Source organism: Lysinibacillus sp. GW823-FHT06C08 (genome assembly GCF_058795135.1).
The window spans coordinates 722,039-735,080 of record NZ_JBXAHN010000001.1; the positions used below are offsets into that span (position 1 = coordinate 722,039).

Below are 13,042 nucleotides of genomic sequence, written 5' to 3' on the forward strand. Positions count from 1 at the left end.
TCCTATTTAAATAGGGAGAGGGTATTTAAAATTGAATACTAAAACCATTAAAACGATGTATACCTGTCCCAAAATGTACTAGATTATTCTCTCGAAGTGTAATAACTGCCTTTTTTACCTCTAATAAGATAGAAGGGTCAAGACCTAATGTATGATGTGAACCAAAAATTTTAGTAAGAGAAGGTAAGTTAGCTATCTTCTCTAAAGATTGGACTAAATCCTCAGGGCTAGTAGTTGGAAAGAATGCATAAATAGGAGCTTGATCATATAGTAAGTCCCCTGTAAACAAATAACCATATTTATAGTCCAAAAGCGCAATATGGCCAGGAGAGTGCCCTGGCGTGTGGAGAATAGATAATTTTCGGTTCCCTATATTTATAACATCTCCATCTTCTAATACACCTGAAGGCTGTCCCTGAAAAGGCTTGTAGTGCGATGGATTAAACGTTTTGGGTGTGGGTAACGTAATATTACGGCCAACATCCGTTCTAATCTGTTCGATAGATAATTTAGGGATACCATGGATTAGCCAATCAACTTCCTCTTTATGAACATAAATATCATGAAACGCCCCATGACTACCAATATGATCCCAATGGACATGTGTTGTAATCACAGTAATGGGGAGAGATGTTAATTGTTTACTAATCCTTTGAATATTATCGATCCCAAGACCTGTATCAATGAGAACAGCGCGTTTTTCCCCAATTAATAAAAAAGAATGTACTTTTTCCCAATGACCATATTCACTTATAGCATACGTTTCATTATTGATTTCTTCTACTGTAAACCATTCATCATTAATTTTTGCCATCACAGACAACCTTTCCATATGCTGAAATTAAAAAATAATATAATAAAACTTTGTCATTGGAAATTTTAACATAAAAACATGTAATTTCCTTTAAAAATATTCTAAATAGTATTTTTATATTGAATATTATATAAAAATTCGTCAATTCGGAATAATTAAGAAGTATGGTAGATAGCCAAAAATTAAAAGCTTTAAATTGTTTTCTCAAAGTAATTTGAAATATTAGCACTTCAACGCCCGAAATTATTCATTGAAAGTAAAAATGTGTGAAATATAACTTTACCCTAAAAGTTAACTTTTAATTTTTTGCTATGAATTACTTGTTTCTTTAAGATTAATAGCATTTTATTTGTGAATATAAATATATGACATGATTATTTTTGTTATATTAAAATAATTTTTATTTGTGGAAATTGTAACTTTGTAAAGAAGAAGTAAAATATTTCTTACAACCAAAATATAAAAAAACTATTTTTAAAAGGGAGATGTATGGTGGAAATTTATATGCCGGATTGAAAAAATTTGAAAAAGGGACTTGCGTTTATACATGTTTTCTAGCTAAAATAATAGCACGGTTTAATTTTCAGATAATTCTATCAGTGGATGACAAGTGGAAGGCAAAAAAATTATTAAAATCACGCTTGCCAAGATAAAAAGGAGAGGAGAAGAGAGAAAAACTATATATAATTCTGATATAAAGTACCGTTTGTATTTTCAGAATATTGAATTATAGAGGAGAGATTGTTTGAATACAGCAAAAGAATTACTAACAATAACAAATTTGACTACAAGTTTTCGCATAAAAGATACATACCACGCTGCTGTAGATGATGTCTCACTTTCGCTTCAAAAAAATGAGGTATTAGCAATAGTTGGAGAATCCGGTTGTGGTAAAAGTACGTTAGCGACTACAATTGTAGGCTTGCACAACGAAGTAAATACAAAGGTTACTGGTGATATTTTTTATAATAATCAAAATCTAGCTAAATTGAATGACCAACAATTTAATAACTTACGTGGTAATGATATAGGATTTATTTTTCAGGACCCACTTTCAGCACTTAACCCTTTAATGAGAATTAGCGAACAAATTGAAGAGGGGTTAATCTATCATACAAAGCTTTCAAAACAACAGCGAAGTGAAAGAGTATTAGAATTACTAAATCAAGTTGGGATTGCAAACCCAGAACGTGTAGCTAGACAATTTCCTCATCAGCTATCGGGGGGGATGCGTCAGCGTGTCATGATTGCAATCGCCTTATCATGTAAGCCTGCTATTTTAATTGCTGATGAACCAACAACAGCTTTAGATGTTACAATACAGGCCCAAATTCTGGACCTGTTAAAAGCATTACAGACTGAGACTGAGACAGGCATTATTCTCATTACACATGATTTAGGTGTTGTAGCAGAGATGGCTGACCGAGTTGTAGTTATGTACGCAGGTGAAGTCGTAGAAGAGGCGCCCGTTCAGGAGTTATTCAATAATCCAAGGCACCCTTACACTCGTTCACTATTAAATTCAATTCCACAAACACATAGCGAAAATGAAAGACTCGAGGTTATTCAAGGGATGGTACCATCCTTAATTAATTTACCTCGAGAAGGTTGTCGTTTTTCAGGACGTATTCCGTGGATTGATACATCTTCACACGAAGCAAAACCACAATTACATGAAATTGCACCAGGACATTTTGTGAGATGTACCTGCTGGAAACACTTTCATTTTGAAGGTGAAGAAGGGGGCGGGACTGTATGAGCTTTATGCAAATTAAAGATTTAAGTGTTCACTATCCAATACGTGGTGGATTTTTTAATACCGTTGTTGATCGAGTATATGCAGTGGATGGCGTAACAATGGAGTTCGAAAAGGGCAAGACATATGGGTTAGTCGGAGAATCAGGATCAGGTAAATCAACAACAGGAAAAGCGATCATTGGCTTAGAAAAAATCACCTCAGGTCAAATTTTTTATGAGGGTGAAAATGTGACAAATCAGCAGAGAAAAAGGGATTCTGCTTATAACAGAGACATTCAAATGATTTTCCAAGACTCTCATTCCAGTATGAACCCTAGAAAACGCGTTCTCGATATACTAGCCGAGCCTATTCGTAATTTTATGAAGCTTAGTGACCAAGAGGAACGCAAGCGCATTAAAGAGTTGCTTGCTATTGTTGGGATGTCAGAAGATGTTTTACTAAAGTATCCCCATGAATTTTCAGGTGGTCAAAAGCAACGCCTGGGCATTGCGCGAGCGGTTGCTTGTAACCCTAAAATGATTATTGCGGATGAACCTGTTTCAGCGCTTGATTTATCTGTACAGGCACAAGTGTTGAATTTTATGAAAGATATTCAAAATGAGTATGGTCTAACGTACTTATTCATTTCCCATGATTTAGGCGTTGTTAAACATATGTGCGATCACATTTCTATTATGTATAAAGGACGCTTTGTGGAAACTGGCACAAGACATGATATTTATAAAAATCCGCAGCATATATACACGAACCGACTTTTATCAGCCATTCCAAATATCGAACCAGAGACTAGGAATGAACGTAAATTAGTTCGACAACAAGTAGAAGGAAATTATCAACAAGAGCAACATAAATATTATGATGAGCATGGAAAAGTCTATCCACTGAAATCCATTTCAGACACACATATGGTTGCAATGTCAGGAGGAATGTGAAATGTGGAAAACAATAGCTAGAAGAGTAATTTTAATGATTCCTCAAATGTTTGTCTTAAGCTTAATTATTTTTATTTTAGCAAAACAAATGCCAGGTGATCCTTTTACAGGGTTAATTACACCAGAAACAGATCCTGCACGTATAGAAGAACTTAGAATTCAAGCGGGTTATTATGATCCATGGTATGTACAATATTATCATTGGGTGATCAATGCCTTTCAGGGTGATTTTGGACAAAGCTATACATATAAACTTGCAGTGTCCTCATTGATTGGCGAGCGTGCATTAAACACATTTTGGCTTGCCCTACTTAGTACCATCCTTGTTTATTTAATAGCTATCCCATTAGGAATGATAGCAGGACGTAAGCAGGATACTTTGTATGATAAGTCGATTACTCTGTATAGCTTTATAAGCTATGCAATACCAACCTTTGTATTGGGCTTAATTTTCTTATATATTTTTGGCTATCGTTTAATGTGGTTTCCGACGAGTGGAACAGTCGATGTAGGTGTAGAGCCTGGAACGCTCGAGTATTATTGGAATCGCTTGTATCATTTAATACTACCTGCAATGACGTATGCCATTTTAGCGACAACGACGATTATTCAATACTTACGTTCAGAGATTATTGATGCCAAAACACAGGATTATGTTAAGACAGCTCGTAGTAAAGGCGTACCGATGAAAAAAATCTATAGAAGACATATTTTCCGTAACTCTTTATTACCAATTGCGGCCTTCCTTGGCTTTACAATTACAGGTTTATTAGGCGGCTCGATTTTCATAGAGACAATTTTTGGCTTCCCGGGCATGGGTCAATTATTCATCCATTCCGTAACAAGTCGCGATTATAGTGTTATTACAGCTCTTGTTATGCTTTATGGCTTCTTAGCGTTATTAGGTAGTCTATTGTCAGATATCATTATGAGCATTGTTGATCCACGTATCCGCATAGACTAACAGTTACATTGAACGCATAAGGAGAGGTGAATAAAATGGAGCAAAAAAATGATGTAGTGAAAGTTGAAAGTATGCCACCAACAGGAATTCAAGTCGTGATCCGTGAATTCAGAAAAGATAAATTAGCGTTATTTTCATTTATTGGAATAACATTGCTTATAATTGTAATATTGATTATGTCCGCCTTTATGAATCAGGATGAAATATTACGGATTAAATTATTAGAGCGTTTTACAGAGCCTGGTGTTAATGGATATATCCTTGGGGCTGATGAGGCTGGTCGTGATATGTATGGACAGCTAATTATCGGTGCGAAAAATTCTATATTAATTGCAGTTGCTATTACCCTTATTGCGAATGCCTTAGGGATCGCCCTTGGCATTATAATGGGCTATTATGGCGGCTTTATCGATAATTTATTTATGCGTATCATTGATTTCCTTATGACCTTACCGACATTAATGATTATCATTGTGTTAGTTACAATTATTCCGAAATATGGTGTTTTTGAGTTGATTTTGATTTTAAGTGCCTTTCAATGGATAGGGACTGCACGTCTCGTCAGAAGTAAAGCTTTATCTGAAGGGCGTAGAGATTATGTTAGTGCCTCGAAAACAATGGGGACTAGTGATTTTGCCATTATGTTTAAAGGGATACTACCAAATTTAAGTTCGTTGCTAATAGTAGAATTAACGTTAAACTTTGCAGGAAATGTGGGCATTGAAACGGGTCTATCATTCTTAGGCTTTGGTTTACCGCCATCTACACCTAGCTTAGGGACGCTAGTAAGCTATGCAACAAACCCGATAGTATTATCTTCAAAATGGTGGATTTGGTTGCCCGCATCATTATTAATTCTAGTTTTGATGCTTGGTATAAATTATGTCGGTCAAGCGTTAAGACGTGCAGCTGACGCAAAACAACGATTAGGATAAAGGGGAGGATTTACACATGAAGAAGAATTGGTTATTTTTGTCCATTCTATTTGCATTCATGCTAGTTTTAGCAGCCTGCAGTGGTGGAGGCAATGGGTCTGAAAAAGGCACGGAAACTGATAACACAGAAAAATCAGGTGAAACAGAAAAAGCAGGCGAATCAGAAGAAACGAAAGATTCATTATTACCAATGGAGGTAACAAATGAAGGAGACGCAATCCAAGGTGGTACATTACGCGTAGGACTTGTAACAAGCTCTCCATTCCAAGGTATTTTTAACTGGGAGCTATATGAGGATGCTTATGATTCAGAAATTTTAGCATTTGCTTCAAATGTGCTTTTTGAACAAGATGGGAACTTCCTTGTTACAGACAAAGGTATTGCAAAATTAGACGTTGATGCTGATGCAAAAACAGCAACTGTTACAATTCAAGGTGATTATAAATGGTCAGATGGTACACCTTTAACAGCTGATGATCTAATTTTCCCATATGAGCTAATTGGTCATCCAGATTATACAGGTGTTCGTTATGATGATGATTTTAAAAACATTGTAGGTGCAGAAGAATACCATAGTGGTAAAGCAGATACAATTTCTGGTATTACAAAAGTTGATGACAAGAGTATTAAAATCCAACTTAAAAAAGTGTCACCAGCTATTTACTCCATTGGTGACGGTTTATGGGCGTATGCAGAACCTAAACATCAATTAGAATCTATTCCAGTGAAAGACTTACTTGCATCAGATGCAGTGCGTAAAAATCCAGTAACACTTGGTGCATTTAAAATTGATAAAGTCGTAAATGGTGAGTCTGTACAGTTTGTAGCAAACGAACATTATTTTAAAGGTAAACCGAAAGTTGATAAAGTAGTACTTGAGGTTGTTCCACCAACTTCAATTGGTGAAGCACTAAGAACAGGGAAATATGATCTTGCAACATCATATCCAACTAATCAGTACGATAGTATTAAGGATCTACAAAACTTAGCGTTATTAGGTCGACCAGAATTATCATATTCTTATATCGGGTTTAAATTAGGAAAATATGATACAACAAATAAAGTAAACGTATTTGATGAAAAATCAAAAATGAATAGTATTGAATTACGTCAGGCTGTTGCGTTTGCAATGGATGTTGAAGGTGTTGCAGAAAAATTCTATCAAGGCTTACGTGAGCGTGGAAATTCTTTAATCCCACCAGTATTTACATCATTCTACGATGCAACATTAGAAGGCTATAATTATGATCCTGAAAAAGCCAAAGAATTATTAGATAAAGCTGGCTTTAAAGATGTTGACGGTGATGGCATTCGTGAAGATAAAGATGGGAAGAAATTCTCTATTCGCTTAGCTTCAATGGCTGGTTCAGAAACAGATGAAGCAATTGTTGAATATTTCCGTCAAAACTGGAAAGAAGTAGGATTAGACGTACAATTAACTACTGGTCGTCTTATCGAGTTCAACGCATTCTATGATAAAGTTCAAGCAGATGATCCTGAAATCGATATGTATCAAGCTGCATGGGGAACTGGAACAAATCCATCTCCAAAAGGATTATATGGTGAAGGTGCTGAATTTAACTTTAGCCGTTATGTATCTCCTGAATTAACAAAATTATTAGACGCCATTGACTCAGAAGAGGCTATGGATCAAGATACACGTACAAAAGCATTTAGAGCATGGCAAGAATATATGAGCGAAAAAGCAATGGTAGTGCCGACTTTCTTCCGTACAGAAGTTATACCTGTTAATAAACGCGTGAAAAACTATAATGTGGAATATGGAAATTCTACAGAACTGCAAGATATTGAATTAACAGCAGATGCTCCAATAAAATAATTGGTATCGAAGAAGCAGTCTTTCTTGATAGAAGAAAGGCTGTTTTTTTCAAAAAAAGAAGTGTATCTGGCTTAAAATAAGTTAAAAGGGGAAAAGGCATTAATATCCCAATTAAAAATCCATCCATTGGAAATCACCAATGGATGGATATACAGTTAGTTTTATCGATTATTAACCCAAGTTTTAACTAAATCAGCAGTGCCATATACATAGTGTTGGTCGCCTACTTCATGATACGATGCAGTTTCGTCAACTTCAGTATGCTTGTACGGAATACGTTGACGACGTTTCTCTGACATTGGGTCGGGAAGTGGGATTGCTGATAATAAAGATTTTGTATACGGGTGAACAGGATGATTGTAAATATCATCTGCTTTACCTATTTCCATGATTTTACCGCGGTACATAACAGCAATACGGTCACTGATGTATTTTACCATCGAAAGGTCATGGGCAATGAAAAGATATGTTAAGCCACGTTCTTTTTGAAGTTGTTTTAGTAAGTTAACAACCTGAGCCTGGATCGATACGTCAAGCGCAGAAATTGGCTCATCGGCAATGATAAATTTAGGATCTAAGCTTAGCGCACGTGCAATCCCAATACGTTGGCGTTGACCACCAGAGAATTCATGTGCGTAACGATTCGCGTGCTCTTTGTTTAAACCAACAGCTTCAAGTAGCTCTTGAATTTTTGCACGACGTTCATTTTTCTCCTTGTAAAGGCCATGGATATCAAAGGCTTCACCAATGATTTCACCAGCTGTCATACGAGGATTTAAAGAAGCGTAAGGATCTTGGAAAATCATTTGCATTTGGCGGTTAAAATTCTTTAACTCATTTTTAGATTTTTTTCCATGAACATTTTCCCCATCGAAAATAATCTCGCCACCTGTAATATCATATAAACGAATGATTGAACGACCCGTTGTTGACTTTCCGCAACCTGATTCGCCTACAAGACCAAGTGTTTCACCTTCATAAACATCGAAGCTAATACCATCTACGGCTTTGATTGGATTACTTGGTGATCCAAAATGCTGCTTTAAGTTTTTAATTTCAAGAATTTTTTTAGCACCAGTTTTAGTCATTTTCTTGTGCCTCCTTTGCTAAATACCCTTCAATACGTTTAGCAACTGCTTCAGGAAGAGGAATCTTTGGTGCATCAGGATGCAATAACCACGTTTTTGCAAAATGCGTTTCACTCACTTGGAACATTGGTGGTTCTTGTTCATAATCAATGGCCATTGCGAACTCGTTACGTGCTGCAAATGCATCCCCTTTAGGTGGGTTCGTAAGGTCTGGTGGTGAACCAGGGATCGTGCGCAATAACTCATCCGTATCATTATCTAGATCAGGCATAGAACCTAGTAGACCCCATGTGTATGGGTGCTTTGGATTATAGAAAATATCATTAACAGTACCATACTCCACGATTTGTCCAGCGTACATTACGGCTACACGATCTGCAATGTTCGCCACAACACCTAAATCGTGTGTAATGAAAATGATAGATGTTTTCGAGTTCTTTTGAATTTCCTTCATTAGCTCTAAAATTTGTGCTTGAATGGTAACATCTAGAGCTGTTGTTGGCTCATCGGCAATCAATAGCTTAGGATCAGCCGCCAGGGCGATCGCAATAACCACACGTTGACGCATACCACCTGAAAACTCATGTGGATATTGATTATAGCGTTTCTCAGGGAAGGGGATACCTACCTGTGTTAAAAGCTCGATGGCACGGTTTTTTGCATCTAATTTAGAAACTTTTCTATGTTGCAAAATTACTTCAGTTATTTGACGTCCGACCTTCATAGTTGGATTCAAACTTGTCATTGGATCTTGGAAAATCATCGCAATTTCATTTCCGCGTACTTTAGACATTTCTTTATCAGTTAACGGAACTAAATCACGGCCATTAAATAAAATTTGTCCTGACTCATAAATACCAGGTGGCTGCGGAATTAGTTTCATTAATGCATTACTCGTAACACTCTTACCCGAACCTGATTCACCAACTATAGCTAGTGTTTCACCTTCCTTTAAATCAAAGTTAACACCACGTACAGCATGAACAAGCCCAGCATAAGTTTTAAAGTTAATTTTTAAATCTTTTACTTCAAGAATTGTTTTACTCATTTCGGCCACCTCCTTATTTACGTAGTTTTGGATCTAGAGCATCACGTAAGCCGTCACCAACTGCGTTAAACGCAAAGATTGTTAGTGAGATAAATACTGCTGGGAAAATCAAGCGCCATGGTGCATTAGCTATAGCCTTATTACCGTCAGAAGCCATTGTACCCCATGAAGCAGTTGGAGCAGGAACCCCAAGACCAAGATAACTTAAGAATGACTCAGTGAAGATAGCCGATGGGATTGTTAAAGTCATCGTTACTAAAATGGCACCAAGAGCATTCGGAACTAAGTGTTTAATAATTAAATGTCCTGTACTTGCACCTAATGTACGGGCAGCAAGAACGTATTCTTGATTTTTAATAGATAATACTTCACCACGAACGATACGTGCCATATTAATCCATCCAGTGATAGATAAGGCAATAATCATAGGGAATAAACCTGGTTGCATAACAACTAAAAGTACGATTACTACTAAAAGGTAGGGTACAGCTGTTAAAACGTCAGCAATACGCATCATAATATTATCAACGCGACCGCCTGATAAACCTGAAATACTTCCCCAAATAACACCGATAATTAAGTCAATAACCGCCGCAGCAATTCCGATAAATAGGGAAATACGAGCTCCTTCCCAAATACGAACGAAAATGTCACGACCTAGATCATCTGTTCCAAACCAAAATTGTGCAGATGGTGGTGCATTGTATACACCAAGCTGATCACTTGCTTTATATTGAGATAAAATTGGTACAAAAATTGCCATTAAAATGACAACGATTAAAATAATTATACCGATAATGGCCAATTTATTATGAGAGAAACGGAGAAATACTTCTTTCCAAAAGGAGACTGATTTATCAGCTAATTTTTCCGTTGCTTCATGATTGCCACCAACAATTTTAAACTTATCTTTTTCAATTTGTTGCTGTGTCATTATTTTTTCGCTCCTTTCAGCTTGATACGCGGATCAATTACGCTATATAGAATATCAACGATTAATACCGCAAATAAAAGGATGATGGAATAGAACACTGTCGTACCCATAATTACCGTATAGTCACGGTTTGTAATACTTTGAACGAAGTGTTTACCAAGTCCAGGAATAGCGAAAATTTGCTCTACAATGAAACTACCTGTAACAACCCCAGCTGTTAAAGGACCAATGTACGTTACAACTGGTAATAGGGCATTTCGTAATGTATGGCGGAATACGATTGTCCATTTACCAATACCTTTCGCACGAGCCATTTTTACATATTCACTATTGTTTTGTTCTAGCATACTTGAACGAGTTAACTTTGCAATAAAGCCCATGTGTGAGAAAGCGATTGCAAGGGCTGGCAATATACTATAAACAAAGCCTTTCCACCCACTGATTGGGAACCAACCTAGCTTAAAGGCTAAGAAATACTGCATTAAACCTGCTAAGATAAATGAAGGTACTGATATACCGAGCACCGCAAAGGACGTTGCCAAATAATCCGGGAACTTATTATGATATAGCGCGGAAACTACGCCAATTAAAACACCGAATCCAATTGCTAATAGCATAGCCTCAATCCCTAATGTTAAAGAAACAGGGAAACTTTCAGAAATCATATCATTTGTAGAACGCGCTTTATATTTCATTGACTCACCGAAATTGAAAGTGGCCGTATCGATTAAATAATCTTTATATTGTATATACCAAGGGTTATTTAATCCATACGTTTCGTTTAACTTCTCCTCGATTTGAGGTGGGAAATTACGTTCACTCGCAAAAGGACTACCAGGAGCGAGACGCATTAAGAAAAACGTAACAGTTACGATGACGAAAAGCGCGAGAAGTATATACATCAGCCTTTTCAAAATATATTTAATCACATAAAACTCCTCCTTCTATTTGTCAATTGTCTGACAAATATATGCCTTCGTATTTTAAAAAGAGCTGACTCGCGCCGTAGGGGCTACGAGGCAGCTCTTCGCTGTAGAGCTAAATAAGCGAAATGTTGTTGATTATTTCTCTACTTTAACCTCTTTAAGAGAGATGTTACCAAGGATGTCTGCCTTCATGTCTTTCACATAATCTTGTACTACAGAAAGGTTCGTGTAGTAGTAAATTGGAACAACTGGGAACTCAGAAACAGCAATTGCTTCAGCTTGTTTTAAAAGCTCAAGACGTTTCGCTGGATCTGCTTCAGTATTAGATTGATCTAATAATTTTTTGTATTCTGCATTTTCCCAACCTGTATCATTGTTACCGTTTGCAGCAGTGTCATACATTTCTAAGAAAGTATAAGCATCATTGTAGTCACCAACCCAGCCCATACGGCCAACTTGGTAGTCTAATTGGTTAAGCTTTTCTAAATAAACTTGCCATTCAGAGTTATCAAGACCTACAGTGATACCAAGGTTTTTAGTCCAGTTCTCTTGAACGAATTGTGCGATAGCAGCGTGTGCTTCACTTGTGTTGTAAGAAAGGTTAATTTTTACATCTGCTGGGTTTGTAATACCAAGTTCTTTCATACCAGCTTCAAGTGCAGCTTTTGCACCTTCGATATCATTATCTTTGTAGTAACCACGGTCTTCCTCAAAGCCATGAACCGCAGTAGGAACCATACCTAATGCAGGTTTTTGTTCACCTTTAGTAACATTATCAATTAATCCTTGTCGATCAACTGCTAATGCTAACGCTTTACGGATGTTAGCGTTTCCAGTGATTTTATCTTTTGTATTTAGCTTGTACCAGTATACAGAAGCTTGGTCATTGATATTTAAAGATTTGTCAGCTTTAAATCCATCGATAGCATCAAGTGCTACAGATTGGAAAGGTGCTCCAAGGTAATCAATTTCGCCACCTTTGAACATTGTTACTGCTGTTGCTTCAGATTCAACCATACCGATATTAACAGTATCTAAAGCCACTTTATCAGCATCCCAGTATTCTGGGTTTTTCTTTAATACGATTGTATCGTTGTGTCTCCACTCACCTAATGTGAATGGACCGTTTGTTACAAAGTTTTCACCAGCATCTGTGTACCACTCATCATTACCTTCAACTACTTTTTGGTTTAATGGTGCGTATGTTTTGAATGCTGTTAATTCTAAGAAGTAAGGTGTTGGGTTTTCTAAAGTTACTACTAATGTTTTGTCATCTTCAGCTTTAACGCCTACGTCATCAGCAGAACCTTCACCATTGTTGTATGCTGCAGCACCTTTAATAGAGTAAAGGATTGAAGCATATTCAGAAAGATTGTCTGGGTTTAATGCCCATTTCCAAGCATATTCGAAGTCACCAGCAACTACTGGATCTCCGTTTGACCATTTCGCATCACGTAATTTGAACGTGTATGTTTTTAGATCTTCGCTAACTTCCCAGCTTTCAGCCGCAGCTGCAACTGGACGAGCGTCTGCATCAAGCGTTGTTAATCCTTCAAAAGTATTTGTAAGAATAACTCCAGAAGTTGTATCTGTTGCTAATGCAGGATGAAGTGATGGTGGTTCAGAAGCTACTACTACATTTAATTCGCCGCCTGAAGAAGCTGTTTCTGATGAACCAGAATCTTTTCCATCGTCTTTTGATTTTTCAGACGAATCTCCACCGAAGCCACATGCAGCAAGTACTAAAGAAAATACTGCAAGAACTGTTAGTAATAAAAACTTTTTGTTTTTATTCATGTGAA

At 36.8% G+C, this 13,042-nt stretch carries 11 protein-coding genes; 5 read left to right on the plus strand and 6 right to left on the minus strand.

All coding sequences use genetic code 11. The features are described 5' to 3' along the window. Window positions 1–25 precede the first annotated feature (25 nt). Window positions 26–814, minus strand: a complete 789-nt coding sequence (locus tag AC1Q6O_RS03300) for an MBL fold metallo-hydrolase (RefSeq protein ID WP_492400912.1) — start codon at window positions 812–814, stop codon at window positions 26–28. A gap of 745 nt (window positions 815–1,559) precedes the next feature. On the opposite strand from AC1Q6O_RS03300, the gene AC1Q6O_RS03305 reads away from it, so the two are divergent. The 5 genes from AC1Q6O_RS03305 to AC1Q6O_RS03325 are packed head-to-tail and all read left to right on the plus strand — an operon-like array spanning window position 1,560 to window position 7,244. Beyond that, entirely contained in the window at window positions 1,560–2,573 is a 1,014-nt protein-coding gene (locus AC1Q6O_RS03305) for an ABC transporter ATP-binding protein (RefSeq protein WP_036226357.1), read from the plus strand. After that, the gene (locus AC1Q6O_RS03310; protein WP_008173813.1) at window positions 2,570–3,505 is read left to right on the plus strand and encodes an ATP-binding cassette domain-containing protein; all 936 of its coding nucleotides are present in this window, start codon (window positions 2,570–2,572) and stop codon (window positions 3,503–3,505) included. Before AC1Q6O_RS03305 ends, AC1Q6O_RS03310 begins: the two co-directional genes overlap by 4 nt. Window position 3,506: 1 nt before the next feature. After that, window positions 3,507–4,469, plus strand: a complete 963-nt coding sequence (opp4B, locus tag AC1Q6O_RS03315; RefSeq protein WP_008173810.1) for an oligopeptide ABC transporter permease — start codon at window positions 3,507–3,509, stop codon at window positions 4,467–4,469. 35 nt (window positions 4,470–4,504) lie between these two features. Further along, the gene (locus AC1Q6O_RS03320; RefSeq protein WP_275443943.1) at window positions 4,505–5,404 is read left to right on the plus strand and encodes an ABC transporter permease; all 900 of its coding nucleotides are present in this window, start codon (window positions 4,505–4,507) and stop codon (window positions 5,402–5,404) included. Between the two features lie 16 nt (window positions 5,405–5,420). Then, complete coding sequence (locus AC1Q6O_RS03325; RefSeq protein ID WP_090001917.1) at window positions 5,421–7,244, plus strand: oligopeptide ABC transporter substrate-binding protein; 1,824 nt, start codon at window positions 5,421–5,423, stop codon at window positions 7,242–7,244. 161 nt (window positions 7,245–7,405) lie between these two features. Here AC1Q6O_RS03325 and AC1Q6O_RS03330 read toward each other — a convergent pair whose 3' ends face one another. The 5 genes from AC1Q6O_RS03330 to AC1Q6O_RS03350 form a co-directional block, all read right to left on the minus strand. Continuing rightward, entirely contained in the window at window positions 7,406–8,332 is a 927-nt protein-coding gene (locus AC1Q6O_RS03330) for an ABC transporter ATP-binding protein (protein WP_089985295.1), read from the minus strand. Further along, a complete protein-coding gene (locus tag AC1Q6O_RS03335; protein ID WP_089985297.1) occupies window positions 8,325–9,380 on the minus strand; it encodes an ABC transporter ATP-binding protein in 1,056 nt (351 codons plus the stop codon). The genes AC1Q6O_RS03330 and AC1Q6O_RS03335 overlap by 8 nt, the downstream gene beginning before the upstream one ends. A gap of 13 nt (window positions 9,381–9,393) precedes the next feature. Then, on the minus strand, window positions 9,394–10,314 hold the full coding sequence (locus AC1Q6O_RS03340) for an ABC transporter permease (RefSeq protein ID WP_008173799.1): 921 nt from the start codon (window positions 10,312–10,314) through the stop codon (window positions 9,394–9,396). After that, entirely contained in the window at window positions 10,314–11,243 is a 930-nt protein-coding gene (locus tag AC1Q6O_RS03345) for an ABC transporter permease (RefSeq protein WP_043989660.1), read from the minus strand. The genes AC1Q6O_RS03340 and AC1Q6O_RS03345 overlap by 1 nt, the downstream gene beginning before the upstream one ends. 132 nt (window positions 11,244–11,375) lie before the next feature. After that, on the minus strand, window positions 11,376–13,037 hold the full coding sequence (locus tag AC1Q6O_RS03350) for a peptide ABC transporter substrate-binding protein (protein WP_008173795.1): 1,662 nt from the start codon (window positions 13,035–13,037) through the stop codon (window positions 11,376–11,378). Window positions 13,038–13,042 lie beyond the last annotated feature (5 nt).